This is a genomic window from Streptomyces sp. NPDC058086 (genome assembly GCF_042885015.1).
Classification (GTDB): Bacteria; Actinomycetota; Actinomycetes; order Streptomycetales; family Streptomycetaceae; genus Streptomyces.
Genome location: NZ_JBHVST010000006.1, coordinates 189651 through 207472 on the forward strand (window position 1 = coordinate 189651; position 17822 = coordinate 207472).

The window sequence follows — 17822 nt, forward strand, 5'->3', positions numbered from 1 at the left end:
CCCCCATGCACCACCCCTGTTGTGAGGAGTCCCCGTGGCCATCTCGGTCTTCGACCTGTTCTCGATCGGCATAGGCCCGTCGAGCTCCCACACGGTGGGCCCGATGCGTGCGGCGCGCATGTTCGCCCGCCGGCTGCGCAACGACGAGCTGCTGGCCACGGTGGCCACGGTCCGGGCGGAGCTGTACGGCTCCCTGGGCGCGACCGGCCATGGCCACGGCACCCCCAAGGCGGTGCTGCTGGGCCTGGAGGGCGCGTCGCCGCGAACGGTGGACGTGGAGGGCGCCGACGACCGCGTGGAGCAGATCAAGTCGTCGGGTCGTCTCGCCCTGCTCGGCACGCACGAGATCGCCTTCTCCTTCGACGACGACCTGGTCCTGCACCGCCGCAAGGCCCTGCCGTACCACGCGAACGGCATGACGATCTTCGCGTACGACGCCTCCGGCGCGCTCGTCCTGGAGAAGACGTACTACTCGGTCGGCGGCGGCTTCGTGGTCGACGAGGACGCGGTGGGCGAGGACCGCATCAAGCTCGACGACACGGTGCTCAAGTACCCCTTCCGCACGGGCGACGAGCTGCTGCGCCTGACGAAGGAGACCGGCCTGTCGATCTCCGCCCTGATGCTGGAGAACGAGCGGGCCTGGCGCACCGAGGAGGAGATCCGCGAGGGCCTGCTCGCGATCTGGCGCGTGATGCAGGCGTGCGTCTCCCGGGGCATGGCCCGCGAGGGCATCCTGCCGGGCGGCCTCAAGGTCCGTCGCCGCGCCGCCGTCTCGGCCCGCCAGCTGCGGGCGGAGGGCGACCCGCTGGCCCACGCGATGGAGTGGATCACGCTCTACGCGATGGCGGTGAACGAGGAGAACGCGGCGGGCGGCCGAGTGGTCACGGCCCCCACCAACGGCGCCGCGGGCATCATCCCGGCGGTCCTCCACTACTACATCAACTTCATCCCGGGCGCGGACGAGGACGGCGTCGTGCGCTTCCTGCTCGCCGCCGGCGCCATCGGGATGCTCTTCAAGGAGAACGCCTCCATCTCCGGCGCCGAGGTCGGCTGCCAGGGCGAGGTCGGCTCGGCCTGCTCGATGGCCGCGGGCGCCCTCGCCGAGGTCCTCGGCGGCAGCCCCGAACAGGTCGAGAACGCCGCCGAGATCGGCATGGAACACAACCTCGGCCTCACCTGCGACCCGGTCGGCGGCCTCGTCCAGATCCCCTGCATCGAACGCAACGGCATGGCAGCGGTCAAGGCGGTCACCGCCGCCCGCATGGCCATGCGCGGCGACGGCTCCCACAAGGTCTCCCTCGACAAGGTCATCAAGACCATGAAGGAGACGGGCGCGGACATGAGCGTCAAGTACAAGGAGACGGCCCGTGGCGGGCTGGCGGTGAACATCATCGAGTGCTGAGGGGACAGGCCCTGACCTGCGCGCTCGCGTCTTTCAGCGCTGCCAGGGCCTTCCCCTGCCCACTCGGCGCAAAGTCCCCAGAATGCCCCTGGGACAGGCGTGAAAGTCCCCGGGAAATCCCACGGGACGGGCGTCTGGCCTGGGGGTTCGTGGCATCCTGTCCGCGCTCGGCCGCTCCCTGCGCCTGAGCGGACGCGACGGGGTCGGCGAACTCCGGTGCATCGCACGCGAGTTGGGCGCTCTCTCCATCTACGCCTGGCCTCATCACCCCTGGCCGGGAACACTTCGTCCGCAAGGACGGCCTGCTGCTCGCAAGGGAGCCGCGCTGCCGCATGTCCGGGTGAGGCCGTACCTGCCGAACGGCCTACCTGAGTGGCCTTCAGCAGGCGTGAGCCCCTCTTGCTGCATACCGTCACCAGAGGAACAACTCCCGGTCTTGATCGTTCTGGGTCGGAGGGGTGAACCGAACCAGACGTTCGAAGACGAGCGGCACCGCCATCGGAGAAGGGTTCCGGGTGCCAGGGAGGTCGGCCATGGTGACGCGAGCGCCGCGGGTCCGCCGGACACGGAGAAGGACCCGTCGCACCGTCGGAGCCTGCGTGCTCGCTACGGGGTGTGTCTTCGCACACTGCGTGCCGTCGGCCACGGCGAGTCCCCAAGGGGGCGCGTCCCGCCTGTGCGCGACGAAACCCTTCCCTCCATCGGAAAGCACTCCACCCCCGATCCTGTCGGGCAGCGATGTGTGGAGTTTCGTCTCCGAACCGGGCCTTCACCCCATGCGGGTGACCGTGACCGCGAACAGACCCGGAACGGCTCACGGAGACATCTTTGTCGCCCCGTTCAGCGCGGACCAGATGGTCGGCCAGACGGGGGCACTGGTCAACGACGACTCGGGTGATCCGGTCTGGTTCCGCCCGCTGCCTTCCACGAACCTCCAGAACGCCGACTTCAAGGTCCAGACCTATTACGGCGGCCGCGGGGGCCGGGGACAACCGGTGCTGACCTGGTGGCAGGGGACTCTCGCCCTTCCCCCGGCGTATACGAACCTGCCGGCCGGTGCGCCGGAACCGGGCGGGTGCTACTACATCTACGACTCCCACTACCGCCTGCTCAAAACGGTCTTCGCGCATCACGGCTACTACCCGGACGAGCACGAATTCACCCTGACCCGCAGGGGCACCGCGCTGTTCATCGCCTCCAAACCGGTGCCCATGGATCTCACTCCCTATGGGGGTCCGAAGAACGGAGCCATCGAGAACAGCGAGGTCCAGGAGGTCGACCTCGCCACCGGGAGACTCCTCTACTCATGGAACGCGCTGGACCATATCGACCCGGCCGATTCCGAGGAGGCAGCCTCCAGCGCATCGTCGTCCGGCGGAGTGTGGGACGCCTTTCACATCAACTCCGTCGACGAGGGCCCAGACGGCCAACTGCTGATCTCGGCCCGGAACATGTGGGCGATCTACAACGTCACCAAGAAATCCGGGAAGGTCCGCTATCAGATCGGGGGAAAGAAAAGCGACTTCACCTTCGGTCCGAACGCGGACTTCTACTGGCAGCACGATGCCCGATTCCGGCCAGGAAACCGGATCAGCATGTTCGACGACGGCTGCTGCGACCTGCCCGACGGCGCCCCCGAACAGCGTTCGCACGGCCTGATCCTCAGCCTTGATTTCCGCAGCCACAAGGCGACGGCGGTCAAGACCTACTACCACCGGCCGCCGCTGGAGTCACCGACCCAGGGAAACACCCAGGCCCTCTCCAACGGCAATGAATTCATCGGGTGGGGCCAGAGCCCGTACTACTCGGAGTACGCGGGTGCAGGGAACACCGAGGGCAACGGCTCGAAGAACCTGCTCTACGACGCGAAGCTGCCGGGCTCCGACATCTCTTACCGAGCCTTCCGCAACAAATGGATCGGCACGCCCTACTACCCACCGAGTGCGGCGGCACGGTCCCACGGCGGGCACAGCGTCGTCCACGCCTCCTGGAACGGCTCGACGCAGACCGCCGCATGGCAGGTACTCGCCGGATCCGACCCCCGTTCCCTGTCGGTCGTCGTCAGACACGCCCCACGGTCCGGATTCGAGACCGCCGTCACCACGCCCAATCCAGGACCGTACTTCAAGGTCAGGGCGCTGGATGCGAAAGGCAGGGTCATCGGGGACTCCCGCGTGGTGAAACTCTCCGGCTGACCGTCGGCAAGGGGGACCATGGGGGAGTCGCGCTATGACCGAGGTGAGACAACTGCGCCCAGACCCCGCTCGCCGACCCCATCTGGGAATGCACGTCGGCGAACTCGACGGCAAGTGGTACGCCAAGTACTGGAACCCGGTGATGGCACCCATGCCGGAGCACATCAAGGAGGCGATCGGTCTTGGCCCCCAGCCGCCCCCTTTGTGCCTGAGTCCGGACAGCGCGGCAACGCTGAGCGGCACCGGCTATGGGGAGTTCGAGAACGGATACAGCCTCTTCAGCGACGGATCCATGCACATCGCCACACTGACCCACATGCCGAGAGTGTCTCCGGCCATGGTGGACTGGTGGTTCTGGTGGCACGCCACGGAGACCCAACGGTACAAGCTGTGGCATCCGCGTGCACACCTGTACGCGGAATGGCCCGGAGGCGCGGTGGACCAGAGTGCTCCCTACCGCGACAGGTATATCGGGGGTACATCGTTCGTCGACGAGTACGTGGGCAGTTCGCTCGGCGAGCTCGCCATCCGGTTCGTCCATCCCGACACGCTGGGATTCAGCGACGACAGCGTCGATCCGGACGTAGCCACCGCGATCTGCGCCACGGTCGGGTTGTCCCGAGTTCCGCTCGATTGGGGCCACCTGGTCCACTACGTACGACGGGTGAAGGGCGGCGCCGAGATGCGTTCGCGCTTTTGGATGGGCGGGAAATACGTCGCCCCCCGCGCAGGAGCCTCCCTGACCGACGAACTCGCAACAGTCGCAGAAGGTCTGCGGCGTCTCGGAGACGGGCACGCCCGCGCCATGGTCGTGCATTGCTCGCAGGAGATGAACCATCTCGCAGCGTTTCTCCCGGATATCTTCGACGAGTTCCAACGGTCTGAATAGGCTCGCTGGACGGCAGGGCCTGTTCTGCCGCTCATTGGCGTTCGGCCGGGCGGTTCAAACTGTCGGCGCCCGCTTCTCGTCCGAATTCAGTCCGTCACGGTTGCGCCGGTGCACGAAGATTCCTGAAAGGAGAGGGCATGTCGACCCGGATCGAGGGCAGGGTGTTGCGGCGCGGTGACTACCGCTACGAGAGTCGGCGCCGTGAGGCGTGCTGGCACGCGGGGGTGCCGGACCGCTACCCAGAAGTGATCGTGCTGGCGAACAACGAGGACGATGTCGTCGCAGCGGTGCGGCTCGCCAGGGAGGAGGGCCTGCAGATCGCGGTGCGGTCCGGTGGCCACAGCTGGTCCGGGTCGCACCTGCGTGACGGCACGGTGCTCATCGACCTGTCGAACTTGCGGCACGTGGCGATCGACAGGGAGGCGATGGCCGGCACCGCCCAGCCCGGAATCAAGGGGTCGGAACTCAATGCGATGTTGGCCGAGCAGAACCTGTTCTTTCCTACCGGCCACTGCACGGGTGTCTCCATCGGCGGGTACCTGCTGCAAGGCGGGTTCGGCTGGGCCGGCCGGGACTACGGACCGGCGTGCATGTCGGTGACCGGTATCGACGTGGTCACGGCGAGCGGCGATCGGATCCACGCCGACGAGAGGCGGAACGCCGACCTGTTCTGGGCGGCCCGCGGCGCCGGTCCCGGCTTCTTCGCCGTTGTGACCAGGTTCTACGTCAAGCTGTATCCGCGCATGCGGGTCACGATGAACAGCGGCTACTTCTGGCCGGCCTCGGCCGCACAGGACGTCTACCGGTTCGTCCACGAGATCGGCCGTCAGACCCCGACCGAGATCAATCTCCTGTGCTGCCGCGACCCGATGACGGACGGCGAGCCTCTCATCTCGCTCAATGCGACGGCCTTCACCGATACGGAGGAGGAGGCCAGGGAGCAACTGTCGGTCTTCGAGTCCTGTCCCGCACGCCCGCAGGTGCTCACGACTCGGCTCAACGAGGTGACGGACACCGGAACCCTCAGCCGATACGGCACTGATCCACACTACGACGAGACCAAGCGCTATCTGGCCGACAGCATGTGGACCCATGCCTCCTTCGACGACCTGTGGCCCAACTTCGAGGCCATGCTGAAGACCTGGCCGCCGGCGCCGTCGCACCTGGTGGTGTTCAACTGGGGAGGCTACGAGAGACAGCCCGAACGTCCGTCGATGGCGTACTCGGTGGAAGACGAGCTGTACTACGGGCTGTATGCGGCCTGGACCGATCCAGTCGACAGCCGGACGTACACGAACTGGGTGACCAACCACATGCGAGCGTGGGAGCCGTATGCCAGCGGCATCCAGCTGGCTGACGAGAACCTGGTCAACCGCCCGTATCGCTTCGTGACCGACGAGAACCTCCTGCGGCTCGACACCCTCCGCGCCAGTTGGGACCCCGACGGGCTGTTCGTGTCCTGGCTGGGTCGGCCTGAACCGCATGCCGATGCCGCGGATACCGAGGAATGCCCGGTAGCCGGCCCGAGCGAATGATCAAAGCGGAGGCCAACGGTCTCGGGGCGGGCGAGTTGGAGGAGCCGCTCGGCGAGCGCGCGGCATCTCCCGCCGGCCGACGCGAGGTGCCGCCCGGGGTAAGCGTCCGCAAGAAGTCCCCCAAAAAAAGACCCGGTGCCACGCAAGCCGCGTTTGTCCTGCCAAAACGCACACCGTCAGACGTTGCCCAAGACAACTAATCCCCCGTAGTGCCGAATGCTCACCCGGACCGGGCCCGGTGATTCACCCTTTCCTCAGTGAGCCGCTATGCTTGCCAATTCAACTTCTGCAGCCATTTCTTTCCCGAAGCTCCGCGCCGTCAGCCCGAACAGCACTCCGCCGAGAATGAACCAGGGGTTCCACAGGGCGAGTGTCCAGAATTTCTGCGCGGAGCTGACTCCGTCGACTTCCGCCGCACCCGTGATGAGCAGCGCCTCCACGAGGATCCCCCGGACGAGCAAGAGCCCGCCGATCCCCCAGCCGAGCACCTTGAGAAATCCCCACGGGCGCCCGTTGACACCACGTCGACGCAGGCCCAGCGCCACCGAGGCGCCGATCAGACAGAGGCAGCCGACTCCCCACAGGCCGCCGGCCACGAACCAGCCCGGCCGCTCGTCCGCAAGCCGCTGCCCCGCGGAGATGTCCAGCCCGACTTTCCCCCCGAGCGCCCAGAAGAAATGCGCACTCGCGAAAATCGTCGCCCAGCCGGCGGCGAGATACCCATACCACCGCGAAGTCTTCAATCGCAATCCGTCACCATCCCCCGATTTGTGACTGTTCTGCGTACGGCCTGAAATGCACGATGCCGCACACCCGGCAACGGTGCAATATCCCGACAACGCTCCGTCAGTGACATGTGCCACGTTGACAGACCTTCGGCGCCATTGCCATACGATCACCCGGAAATCCTTGCAATGGCATTCTTTGCACGCCCGGCCGACGGACCGGAAGGATTGGCGGAGCAAGCCCGACAGGCCCTACGTCCCGCACGGGTCAGCTCGGTCGGCACAGGATGTCGGCCAGGCGGCTCCGGCACGTCCGCTGGTCCGCCCGGTCCGCGGCGAACTACGTGGGTGACTCCTCCTGCGGACCGTGCCCACGTCCGGACGGGGATTGCCCTCCGACGCCGGACGGGGGTTGCCGTTGAACATCAGGCCGAACTCGTCGAACGCGGAACCTGTCAGGGGCGTCTCGCGGGCCCCCGCCGGGAGCGCAGGACGCTGCGCCCCTTGAAGCCCCGCATCGCCAACCGGATCGCCGGACACACCGCCGGTGAAGGTGACGAAGTAGCCGCGAACGTGCTGCGACCACGGGCGCGGACTGAGGAGATTCGCTGATCCCGCTCTCGCACGCACAGCAGCGACTGTGGTTCCTCAACCGGTTGGAAGGTCCCAGCGCCACCTACAACATGCCGGCGGTGCTGCGGCTGACAGGTGCGCTCGACCGGACCGCGCTCGCCGTGGCGCTCCAGGACCTGGTCGACCGGCACGAGCCGTTGCGCACGGTCTTCGCCGACCAGGAGGGCGTGCACTACCAGCGCTTCATCGAGCCGGGCGACGCCCGGCTCGATGGGCCCGTCACCGAGGTCGGGTCCGCGGACTTCACCGACCGGATTGCCGAGCTGGCCGCTCGCCCGTTCGATCTGGCGGCCGAGATCCCCATCCGGGCCGAGCTGTTCGCGGTCTCCGACCGTGAACACGATTTGGCTCTGGTGATCCATCACATCGCCGCGGACGGCTGGTCGATGGCCCCACTGGCCCGTGATCTCACCGCGGCGTACGAGGCCCGCCGGGCCGGGCGGGCGCCGGACTGGCCGGACCTGCCGATCCAGTACGCGGACTACACCCTGTGGCAGCAGGATCTGCTCGGCGGAGAGGACGACCCGGAGAGCCTGATCAGCGAGCAGATCGAGTACTGGCGCAAGGCGCTGGCCGATCTGCCGGACGAGCTGCGGCTTCCGGTGGACCGGCAGCGGCCGGCCACGTCGAGCAACGAGGGCGGCAACGTCCCGTTCCACGTCGACGCGACGCTGCACCGGAAACTGTCCGAGCCGGCCGCCCGGTCGGACGCGAGCCTGTTCATGGTGGTGCAGGCGGGGCTGGCCGCCCTGCTCAACCGGTTGGGCGCCGGCACGGACATCCCGATCGGCGCTCGGCGTCCTCGACAGCCGGCTGTTCACCGCCATGGTCGTGATGGCGGTCGTGACCACGATCACGACCGGGCCGCTGCTGCACCGCTTCCACCCGGCGGCAGGGCCGCTGTCGGTGCAAAGCGTGGAGGCCGCTCGTACCTGCACGGCCAAGACCGACCGCGGTCTCGCAACGTCGCAGGACGACACCAACTGAGCGCCGAAAGCTGGTGCCGGGCGGGCGCTGACGGAACGACGGCGGTGGCAAAGGTTCCGTGTCCGGCCCGGTGTTCGAGGGTGTGGTGGGGGAAGCGGGGGCATTTGAAAAGAAGTAGGCCCCTGCACGTATCAGGCAGAACGGTACGTGCACTTCCCCCCACGCACGGAGGAGTCGCCCATGCTGCGCGGCATCGACGTAAGCGCCTATCAGTCGTCCTCTTTCTCCACCGACGGTCTCTCCTTCGTCTTCGTCAAGGCGACGGAGGGCCATACGTACGTCAATCCGAAACTCACCGCCCAGGTGAAGACGGCCCGGGACGCCGGGTGCGTGGTCGGGTTCTACCACTTCCTGTGGCCCGGCAACATCACCGCGCAGGCCGAGTACTTCGTCGGCAAGGCCCCCGAGAAGGCCGGAGACCTGCTCGCCGTCGACTGGGAGGCCACCGGTGACGGCACGCACGCGAGCAACGCCGAGAAGGACCGTTTCATCCGGATGGTGAAGGAGCTTCGGCCGAACCACCAAGTCCTCCTCTACACCAACCGCAACTACTGGCTCACCGTCGACACCACCTCGTACGCCGGAGACGGCCTGTGGATCGCCGACTACGTGACCGCGGGCAAGCCCCGCATCAAGGCCTCGTGGCGATTCCACCAGTACACCGACGAGCCCCTGGACAGGGACGTCGCGAACTTCGGCAGCAAGGCCGCGCTGGAGGAGTGGGCGACAGAGGGCTGACGGGCCGCCGGATCCGGCCCGGAAGCCGGGGTGGGAGAAATCCGGCTGACCCATGATTCTCCTGACGCGTAGGCTCTGACCTGCGGCTCGGCGGAAGTCGCAGGAGACAGGGGAGCTCTCGCACATGGGTGGGACGGTCACCGCGGTCAGCAGTAACGGGACGTATTCCTTCACCAAGCCGAACCGGGAGAGCATCACGCTGCTCGCCGGGCTCGGGGTGGAGGGTGATGTGCACGCGGGTACCACCGTGAAGCACCGGTTCCGGATGGCGAAGGACCCGTCGCAGGTGAATCTGCGTCAGGTGCACCTCATGCACGAGGAGCTGTTCGACGAGCTGCGCGAGAGCGGCTTCACCGTCGCTCCCGGGGAGCTCGGGGAGAACGTCACCACCCGGGGTGTCGATCTGCTGGGGCTGCCGGTGGGCACGCTGCTGCGTCTCGGGGACGCGGCCGTCGTGGAGATCACCGGCCTGCGCAATCCCTGCGCGCAGATCGACGACTTCCGGAAGGGGCTGCTCAAGCAGGTCGTCGGGAGGGACGAGGACGGCGGCGTCGTCGTCTACAAGTCGGGGGTCATGAGCGTCGTACGGGAAGGCGGTGTGGTGCGGCCCGGGGACCCCGTCGAGGTCGAGTTGCCGGTCGGGCCGCACCTTCCGCTGCGGATCGTGTGACGTCAGGCGCGGAAGTCCGCGGAGCGCTCCCGGGGCGCCTGGGCCAGCGCCTTGGTGACCTCGTCCACGCCCTCCTGAAGGCCGTAGACCGGGGTACCGGGCTGCTGGCGCCAGGAGTCGTCGAGGCCGCCCGTGTCGACCGTGTCGAAGCCGAGTTCGTCGATGAGCTCACGTACGACCCGCTTGGCGGCCTCGTCGTCACCGGCCACCGGCAGCGCCAGTCGGTCGGGGGCGCCGGCCGGGCGGTGCCGGTCCAGGATGTCCTGGGCGTACGTGCCGTTGAACGCCTTGACGACGGTGTGGCCGATCTCCCGGGCCGTCCAGCCGCTCTCGGTCAGACCCTCGTCCTCGATCGCTGCGATCCTGCCGTCGCGCTGCTGGGGGTAGTAGTTGCCGGTGTCGATGACGGCGACACCCTTCGCGGCTTGGTCGAAGAGCCCGTCCGGCAGGTTCGCAACCGCCTTCAGGGGAACCGTGACGACGACGACCTCGGCGCCGCGCGCCGCGTCCTCGACCTTGACGGGGGTCGCACCGGTCTCCTCGGCGAGCGCGGTGAGGGTCCCCGGACCGCGGGAGTTCGCGACGGAGACGTCGTGTCCGAGGGCGGTGAGCCGCCGGGTGAGGTTGCCGCCGATGTTGCCCGCGCCGATGATGCCGATCTTCATGATGGACAGGCCCTTCCGGGATTGACGCCACTGGACTGACGGAGATCGCCAACCCCGGTACGCGCCCGCCTATTCCGGGACGTACGGCGTTCGGGTGCCCGCCGCCCGCGCCGAGGCCCGGGGCGCCGCCAGGCCAGTACCGCAAGCAGGCCCCTCAGGGCCGCCGCAACAGGGCGAGCGTCTCCTCCAGTTCCCCTCGGAGCACCGTCCCCGCCGTCTCCGCGTCCCCGTCCGCGACGGCCCGTACCAGCGCCGCGTGGGCGTCGTCGCCCGTGTTGGGGTCGTGCTCCCGCATCCCCACCAGGTCCAGCATCTCGATCAGGCCCTCCCGCAGCGCGGGCACGAACTCCCTGAAGAGGTCGGCGAGTACGGGGTTGTGGGCGGCGGCGACCACGGCCGCGTGCAGCGCGATGTCGGCGTCGACGAAGGCCGCGTCGTCCCCGGCGGACGCGGCGCGGCGGCCGGCCAGCGCGGTGTCCAGCGCGGTGACGTCCTCCGGTGTGCGGCGGGCGGCGGCGAGTCGGGCCGCCTGCACCTCCACCAGGATCCGCACCTCGTAGACGTCCGTCACCGCGGCGCGGCGCAGCCGGGTGGGCCAGGAAGCCCCGGACGAGACGGTGCCGCCGCATGTCCTGGCCGCGGCGAAGGCCTTCTCGGAGGCACTGGAGGCCAGGCGCCGCTGATGGAACTCACCGCCGACCTACGCTGGGCCCTCGTCATCGCGGACCACTCTGCGACCCACCCGAGGTCGAGGACATCCTCGCCCCGGAGGCCGCGATCACCCGGCACGCGAGCAGGAACCGCGCCGACGCCGACAACGCCTTGCGAGCGGCCACGCTTGCAGCGACCGTGGTGCAGTTACGGCCGTTCGCCTGCCGTAACGAGGAAGTGGCGGCCCTCTACGCGTACGCCTTCCTGCGCACCGCGCGCACGGCATGACGAAGGGGCGCCCGCCGGATGGTCGGCGGGCGCCCCTGTGCCCGGGTCACCTGTTCAGGGCCCGGGTCACTTGTTCAGGTGGGTCCAGAACTCGTCGAACGAGAGGACCTTGTCCCCGTTGAGGTCGCGGGTGGCGATGATGGCCTCCGCCACCGAGTCGGTGACGTTCCAGTCGCCGCCCTGGGCGAGGGCGCTCTTGAACTCGGCCGCGGTGATGAAACCGTCACCGTCCGTATCGATCCGCTCGAACTGCTTGCGTGCTTCCTCGATGTCCGCCACCGATCCGCCCCTTCGTAGTGCATTACAGCTGTGTTGACGGAGGTCAGATTAACGGTCCGCGCCGGCCCTCAGTGCGGCGACCACCCAGCCGAACTCCGCACGGTGCGCGGACGGGGTCCCCGCGCCCTTCACCGTGGACAGCAACTCCCGGTACCGGGCGAGCCGCTCGTTGGACGCCGACTCCATGCGTTCGAGCACGGCGGCCGGGTCACCGTCCCCCAGCACCTCCCGCAGGAGCGCCGCCGCCTCCGGCGACTCGGGGGCGATTCCCCGGGCGCGGGCCTCGGTCCCCATCTGGAGGAGGCGCATGGGGAACCACACGGACCGCCCGGCGGCCGCGGCGTGGTCCTGGTCGGCCGCGTTGAACTCGACCACCTGGCGCATCTGCGCCCGGAACTCCGGATCCTGGACCATCTCCGCCAGCTCCACCCACGCGTCCACCTGCTCGGGGGTCGGCTCCTGAGGCAGGTCCACCGCGATGGAGCGCATCCGCTCCTGGATGGCCGGATCCACCGAGTCGAGCCCGTGGAACAGCTCCTCAACGAACTCCTCCATGATCCGTTTCCGTTCGGCGGCCGACAGCCGTGCCAGTTTGTTCATAAGCGTCATCTCCTCCGCGGTCGAACCGCGTCGCGCCACGGACGACAGCACCGCCCTCGTCACCTTCAGTGACCTGATCTGCGCGTCCAGCGCCGTCACATGGGCGGCGGCCACCTTCGCGACCGTCGTCTCGCCGGCCAGCACCTTGCGTACGGCGTCCAGACCGAGGCCCAGTTCGCGCAGGGTGCGGATCAGTTCGAGGCGGGCCACGGACGCGGCGTCGTACAGCCGGTAGCCGCCCGAGGAGCGGGCCACCGGGGGCAGGGCGCCCTCGTCCGACCAGTAGCGGATGGTGCGCACGGTCAGTCCGGTGGCCCGGGCCAGCTCGCCGATGGTGAGAAGTCCGGTGCCGTCGTCGATCATGTCTGCGAGTCTGGGCCTTCCAGTGGGTGGAGACTCAAGGAGCGCGGTGATGGAGACTCTTCAGGACATTCTCGACGCGGCCGCGCGGGGTGTCTTCCCACCGGCGGACGGTCGTACGACCGTCGTGGCGCAGGCGTCCCACCGGGACGCGGGTGTGCTCGCCTTCACCGCGCACGCGGTGGTCTTCACGGACGAGGATCCGCGGTGGGTGTACGACACGCTGGCCGCCGTGCCGTGCGACGCCCTCGCCGCGCCGATGAACCCACGGTTCCTGGCGGCCTTCCTCGATCGGACGGGGCGTACGTCCGAGACGATCGACGCGATGCTCGTGGGCTCTCCCCTGCCGGGCGAGCCGGCGCTCCCGCTGAAGGAGATATCGGACGGCGAACATCCGCGGATCGTGTACGCCCGTGGGCGCCGTGCCGACGTGCGCGCGTGGACGACGGAGGGCGGTGTGCTGGTGCTGGGGCGCGGGATCGCGGGGCGGCTGGAGGTCTCCGTCGAGGTGGACGAAGGAGTACGGCACCGAGGGCTGGGCCGGGCCCTGGTGACGGCGGCCCGGCAGCTCGCCACGGAGCCGCTGTGGGCCCAGGTCGCGCCGGGGAACGCCCGCAGCATGCGGGCGTTCCAGGCATCCGGTTACCGTCCCGTGGGCTCGGAGGCGCTGCTCATCGCCGGGTAGGCGTCAGTGCCAGGGCTCGTAGTACGGGTTGCTCTCGCAGTCGCTCATGATCTCGGTCTTGGTCTTCTTGTCGACCGGGCAGACGCCGATGATGTACTGACGCGCGATACCGCCGGGGAAGGCCACCTCGACCTGGTCGGCCCACTTGTGGGTGTCACCGATGGTCTTGTTGACGTCGACGCCGCCGGGCGCGTCGATGTAGTAGTTGAAGCCCGACTTGTACCAGGTCTTGTACAGGTCGTGGTCGTACGTCGTCGACACGTACGGCGAGGGCTGGTTGACCAGGACGTACTGCTCGATGTCGTACTGCCCGTCGATGACGTCCTTGGGATGGAAGCCCTGCTCGAAGACGGTGGCGGGGCCCCGGCTGTCGCTGCGGTACAGCGTGCCGCAGGTCTTGCGCCAGACCGGCTCGGGGGTGATGCGCTCGATCTGCACACGGTGGTCGGCGGCGGCCTTGGCCGGGTCGTCGAACTGGGGACAGGTGGGCGCGGCGGCCTTGGCGAGCGGGGCGGCCGGGGTCGCGGGGAGCGTCGCGGCGCAGGTCGCGAAGACGGCCGAGAGGGAGACGACGACGGCGGCGGCCCGACGCCGCAGGCGAGTTGTGATCATGGGGAGCACGATCTCGGTTCTGCGGCGGCGGGCCGGGGATCTTCACCCGTACGGCGGCGTGTCACCGCCTTCGGGGCAACCAGGCCTGGATCAGCGGAAGATACCGGTGTGGCCGAGCGAGTAGCGGCCCGGCTGGGGGTAGACGGCCAGGCCGTGGGGGCCGCTGCCGACCGGGATGCGGGCCAGCTGGGCGCCGGTGCGGGTGTCGATGGCGTACACCTCGGAGTTGTAGCGACCCGACAGCCACAGGACCTTGCCGTCGGCCGAGACGCCGCCCATGTCGGGGCTGCCGCCCTGCGGCAGGCGCCACTTCCTGGTCAGCGTGTTCTGGGTGAAGTCGAAGACGGAGATGGTGCCCTCGCCCCGGTTGGAGATGTACATCTCGCGCGAGTCGCGGCTGACGTACAGCCCGTGGCAGCCCTTGCCGGTCGGGAGGAAGGTCGGCTTCGTGAACTTGTCCCCGTCGAGGATCCACACGCCGTTGGCCACCATGTCGGCGATGTAGTACCGCTTGCCGTCGGGGGAGATCTTGACGTCCTGCGGCATGGCGCCGCGGAAGGGCAGCTTCTGCTGGGCGACCACCTTCATCCGCGCGGTGTCGACCTTCAGCAGTTCACCGCTGAACTCGCAGGAGACGATGAAGTAGCGGCCGTCGAGGGAGAAGTCGGCGTGGTTGACGCCGTAGCAGCTGACCGGCTCGGTCTTCACGCGATCCATGGTGTGCGCGTCCCGGAAGACCAGCTGGCGGTCGAGGGAGGCCATGACGATCGCGTACTTGCCGTCGGGCGTGAAGTACAGGTTGTACGGGTCGTGCACGTCGACGGTCTTGCCCGCCTTGCCGGTCCTCGGGTCGATGGGGGTGAGGGTGTTGCCCCGGTCGTTGTTGACCCAGAGCGTCTTCATGTCCCAGGAGGGGACGACGTGCTGGGGCTGCGCGCCGACCTTGATCGTCTCGATGACCTCGTACGTCTTCGGGTCGATCACGGAGACCGTGTTGGAGTTGGTGTTGGGGACGTACACGCGGGACGGGAAGTCCTTGACGACCGGCGAGAGCTTGTTCGGCCGGTCGGCGGCGTAGACGTCCCTCGGGTCGAGCACGGGCGGCATGCCGGGCAGGCCGTCGGGCTGGTTCGGCTGGGCCGGTTTGACGGCGGCCTGGGTGCCGACGGCCTCGTGCGCGGTGTCCTTGGACTCGCTGTCGCAGCCCGGAAGTACGGCGAGTGCGGCGAGTACCGCGCCCGCGAGCAGGGCGCGCTTCGTGAGGTTCCGGTTGCGGTGCATCAGTTCAGCAGCTCCGTGGTGGTGACCGCGCGCAGACCGCGGCGGCCGAGTTCTTCCAGGACGGCAGGGAGCGCGGCGACCGTGTCCGCGTACCCGAAGTGCAGGCTCACCACGGATCCGTCGCGGACCCCGCCGATGACCTGGCGGGTGACGGCGGGGGCGCCCGGCGAGGTGTAGTCGAGCGAGTCGACGTCGTAGGAGAGGACGTGCGGGTAGCCCACACGGCGGGCCACGCCCGCCACGACGGCGGAGGCGCTCGGGGTGCGGGAGGGCCTGAACCAGGTGCCGATGGACCCGGTCAGCCGTCGCAGCCGGTCCGCGCAGCCCCGGATCTCGGCCTCCGCGTCCGCCTCGGACATCGCGTTGATGTCGAGGTGGCGCAGGGTGTGGTTGCCGAGGTCGTGGCCGCCGTCGAGGATGCGGCGGGCGATGTCGGGGTGCTCGTCGAGCCAACTGCCCACCGCGAGCACGGTGACCCGGGCGCCGGCCTTCTCCGCCTCGCCGAGCAGTGCCTTGGCGACGGCCGGGTCGCCCTGGCCGTGGAAGGTGAGGGCGACCCGGGGACGGTCGCGGGGGCCGTGGGTGATCTCGGCGGGCTGCTGCGGGAAGCGGCGGGGCGCGGGCGCCGCGGCGGGCTTGGCGGACGGGTTCGCGGAGGGAAAGACGGACGTGCGGGACGCGGCGACCGGGTGTGCGACGACGCCGGTCGCGGAACACCCCGCGGCGAGTGTCCCGGCGGCGAGCACGACACCCGACCGCAGCGCCGCACGCCGATCCGGAACCGTACGCCGATCCGGAACCGTACGAGGCTCCGGCGCCGCACGCGCGACGCTTCCGTCGGGACTTCCGTCGGGGGACGGCTGAGGGGGACGAGCGGGCGTGATCACCCGCACCATTTAAGGGTGTAATGGTAAGAAAACGTGTGATTCGTCCGATTGGTGGGGGTGCGGGTCGCGATGCGGGCCCCGGGGACGAGCGGTCAGCGGTCGGCGACGCGCATCTCGAACCAGGTGGTCTTGCCGCGGGGCAGGAGGTCGACTCCCCAGCGGTCGGAGAGCTTGTCGACGAGAAAGAGACCGCGGCCGCTCAGGTCCATCTCCTGGACCGGCATCAGACAGGGAAGACCGCGGGAAGGGTCACGGACCTCGACGCGGATCCAGCCCCGGCGGCGCCGCATCCGGAGTCCGAAGACGCGGGCGCCCGTGTGCCGTACGGCATTGCCGACAAGTTCGGACACCAGTAACACGGCGTCCTCGGTCATCTTCGGGGAGAGCCCCCAGTGACGCAGGACGATGACCTGGGTGAGCCGCCGCGCGGTGGCGGCGGACTCGGGGCGGGACGGCAGCGGGACCTCGCCCTCCGTCGGATTGCCGAACAACTCGAGCGCCTTGAGCGCCCGCTCGTCCTCGACCGCAGGCGACCAGCGCGCCGCGGTCGCACTCCCGTGCCGCCGCGGCTGTTCGATACCTTCCAGCCCCGCCATGCCCCCCATCATGGCCGCCCGGAGCCCGCTTCGGGGCCGTTCCGGAGGAATACGCCCCCCGGAACTACCCATTCCACACCATCCGATCGGCATATGCCTCCGGCAGTTCAGGGTCTATCAAGGCCCATCTGACCTGCCGGAATGCCCTGGTTGGCGGCAATCGCCATTCACTCCCGACAAGGCAAGCTTAAGGTTCCCTTAAGGCTGGCATAAACCAGCCCTTCGAGGGACACCGGATAAGACGTCGCGTCAACTGCAAGTGGATCAGCGGAACTTGGAGAGTGAGTTTCGCGGCACCATGGGGGCTCCGGCGGTTCTTTTTGAGAACCGGTCATCCGGAGAATCGACGCCCCGGAAGAGCGGCGGAAACGGCGGATCAGAGGAACTTCGCCTTCCCCGGCCCCTCCTCCACGAAGCTGCGCATGCCGCGCTCGCGGTCCTCGGTCGCGAACAGCCCCGCGAACCAGTTCCGTTCGATCGCGAGCCCCGTCTCGAGATCGGTCTCCAGACCCATGTCGATGGACTCCTTGGCGGCGCGCAGCGCGAGCGCGGGACCCTGCGCCAGCTTCGCGGCCCACGCGTGTGCCTGGGCGTACACCTCGTCGGCCGGTGCGACCCGGTCCACAAGACCGAGCGACAGCGCCTCGTCGGCCTTCACCATCCGCCCCGTGAAGATGAGGTCCTTCGCCTTGGAGGGACCGATCAGGCGGGACAGGCGCTGGGTGCCGCCCGCGCCGGGGATCAGGCCCAGCAGGATCTCCGGCTGGCCGAGCTTGGCGTTGTCCGCGGCGATACGGAAGTCCGCGCAGAGCGCCAACTCGCAGCCACCGCCCAGCGCGTACCCGGTGACGGCGGCGACGACCGGCTTGGGGATGCGGGCCACGGCGCTGAAAGAGTCCTGCAGACCACGGGACCGCACGACCATCGCCGCGTGGTCCATGGCCTGCATCTCCTTGATGTCCGCGCCCGCCGCGAACACCTTCTCGCCGCCGTAGATGACCACGGCGCGCACGTCCTCGCGGCGTGTGGCCTCCTCGGCGAGCTCCTTGAGCCGGTCCTGTGTGGCGACGTCCAGCGCGTTCATGGGCGGGCGGTCCAGGCGGAGGGTGCCGACGCCTTCGGCCACTTCGAGATGCACAGTCAT

General features: G+C 68.8%; 16 protein-coding genes and 3 pseudogenes. 9 read left to right on the forward strand and 10 right to left on the reverse strand.

The features are described from left to right. Positions 1-34 precede the first annotated feature (34 nt). From ACFVWD_RS07175 to ACFVWD_RS07190, 4 genes are all read left to right on the forward strand, one after another. On the forward strand, positions 35-1402 hold the full coding sequence (locus ACFVWD_RS07175) for an L-serine ammonia-lyase (protein WP_389594340.1): 1368 nt from the start codon (positions 35-37) through the stop codon (positions 1400-1402). A 788-nt stretch (positions 1403-2190) separates the two neighbouring features. Then, positions 2191-3597, forward strand: coding sequence for an arylsulfotransferase family protein (locus tag ACFVWD_RS07180; RefSeq protein ID WP_389594341.1), 1407 nt, complete (start codon positions 2191-2193; stop codon positions 3595-3597). Positions 3598-3631: 34 nt separating this feature from the next. Beyond that, a complete protein-coding gene (locus tag ACFVWD_RS07185) occupies positions 3632-4486 on the forward strand; it encodes a DAPG hydrolase family protein (RefSeq protein ID WP_389594342.1) in 855 nt (284 codons plus the stop codon). A gap of 224 nt (positions 4487-4710) precedes the next feature. Next, positions 4711-6021, forward strand: coding sequence for an FAD-binding oxidoreductase (locus ACFVWD_RS07190; protein WP_389594343.1), 1311 nt, complete (start codon positions 4711-4713; stop codon positions 6019-6021). A 254-nt stretch (positions 6022-6275) separates the two neighbouring features. On the opposite strand, the gene ACFVWD_RS07195 is transcribed toward ACFVWD_RS07190, so the two are convergent. Further along, the gene (locus ACFVWD_RS07195) at positions 6276-6770 is read right to left on the reverse strand and encodes a DUF3995 domain-containing protein (protein ID WP_389594344.1); all 495 of its coding nucleotides are present in this window, start codon (positions 6768-6770) and stop codon (positions 6276-6278) included. 632 nt (positions 6771-7402) lie between these two features. Between ACFVWD_RS07195 and ACFVWD_RS07200 the strand changes: the two are divergent. The 4 genes and pseudogenes from ACFVWD_RS07200 to ACFVWD_RS07215 form a co-directional block, all read left to right on the forward strand. Further along, positions 7403-8110, forward strand: a pseudogene (locus ACFVWD_RS07200) (condensation domain-containing protein); the annotation flags it as partial. Positions 8111-8222: 112 nt separating this feature from the next. Continuing rightward, the gene (locus ACFVWD_RS07205) at positions 8223-8366 is read left to right on the forward strand and encodes a hypothetical protein (protein WP_389594345.1); all 144 of its coding nucleotides are present in this window, start codon (positions 8223-8225) and stop codon (positions 8364-8366) included. Positions 8367-8546: 180 nt separating this feature from the next. Next, the gene (locus ACFVWD_RS07210) at positions 8547-9104 is read left to right on the forward strand and encodes a glycoside hydrolase family 25 protein (protein ID WP_389594346.1); all 558 of its coding nucleotides are present in this window, start codon (positions 8547-8549) and stop codon (positions 9102-9104) included. 124 nt (positions 9105-9228) lie between these two features. Beyond that, complete coding sequence (locus ACFVWD_RS07215; RefSeq protein WP_389594347.1) at positions 9229-9774, forward strand: MOSC domain-containing protein; 546 nt, start codon at positions 9229-9231, stop codon at positions 9772-9774. A 2-nt stretch (positions 9775-9776) separates the two neighbouring features. On the opposite strand, the pseudogene ACFVWD_RS07220 reads toward ACFVWD_RS07215, so the two are convergent. The 4 genes and pseudogenes from ACFVWD_RS07220 to ACFVWD_RS07235 all read right to left on the reverse strand — a co-directional run. Continuing rightward, positions 9777-10454 (reverse strand): annotated as a pseudogene (locus ACFVWD_RS07220) (NADPH-dependent F420 reductase); the annotation flags it as partial. A 139-nt stretch (positions 10455-10593) separates the two neighbouring features. Continuing rightward, positions 10594-11037, reverse strand: a pseudogene (locus ACFVWD_RS07225) (FadR/GntR family transcriptional regulator); the annotation flags it as partial. A gap of 407 nt (positions 11038-11444) precedes the next feature. After that, positions 11445-11657, reverse strand: coding sequence for an EF-hand domain-containing protein (locus ACFVWD_RS07230; protein ID WP_095852504.1), 213 nt, complete (start codon positions 11655-11657; stop codon positions 11445-11447). A gap of 48 nt (positions 11658-11705) precedes the next feature. Then, the gene (locus ACFVWD_RS07235; protein WP_389594348.1) at positions 11706-12620 is read right to left on the reverse strand and encodes a MerR family transcriptional regulator; all 915 of its coding nucleotides are present in this window, start codon (positions 12618-12620) and stop codon (positions 11706-11708) included. 49 nt (positions 12621-12669) lie between these two features. Between ACFVWD_RS07235 and ACFVWD_RS07240 the strand changes: the two genes are divergently transcribed. Next, positions 12670-13302: a GNAT family N-acetyltransferase gene (locus ACFVWD_RS07240; protein ID WP_389594349.1), complete on the forward strand. Its 633-nt coding sequence runs from the start codon at positions 12670-12672 to the stop codon at positions 13300-13302. A 3-nt stretch (positions 13303-13305) separates the two neighbouring features. Here the strand turns inward: ACFVWD_RS07240 and ACFVWD_RS07245 are convergent, their stop codons facing one another. The 5 genes from ACFVWD_RS07245 to ACFVWD_RS07265 all read right to left on the reverse strand — a co-directional run bounded on the left by ACFVWD_RS07245 (position 13306) and on the right by ACFVWD_RS07265 (position 17822). Further along, positions 13306-13914, reverse strand: a complete 609-nt coding sequence (locus tag ACFVWD_RS07245; protein ID WP_389594350.1) for an ADP-ribosyltransferase — start codon at positions 13912-13914, stop codon at positions 13306-13308. A gap of 90 nt (positions 13915-14004) precedes the next feature. Beyond that, positions 14005-15195 carry a YncE family protein gene (locus ACFVWD_RS07250; protein WP_389594351.1) on the reverse strand — a complete coding sequence of 397 codons (1191 nt, stop codon included), beginning with the start codon at positions 15193-15195 and terminating at the stop codon, positions 14005-14007. Next, positions 15195-15941, reverse strand: a complete 747-nt coding sequence (locus ACFVWD_RS07255) for a polysaccharide deacetylase family protein (protein ID WP_389594352.1) — start codon at positions 15939-15941, stop codon at positions 15195-15197. Before ACFVWD_RS07255 ends, ACFVWD_RS07250 begins: the two co-directional genes overlap by 1 nt. Before the next feature lie 233 nt (positions 15942-16174). Beyond that, positions 16175-16678: an ATP-binding protein gene (locus tag ACFVWD_RS07260; protein ID WP_054234655.1), complete on the reverse strand. Its 504-nt coding sequence runs from the start codon at positions 16676-16678 to the stop codon at positions 16175-16177. A 376-nt stretch (positions 16679-17054) separates the two neighbouring features. Next, positions 17055-17822, reverse strand: a complete 768-nt coding sequence (locus ACFVWD_RS07265; RefSeq protein WP_389594353.1) for an enoyl-CoA hydratase/isomerase family protein — start codon at positions 17820-17822, stop codon at positions 17055-17057.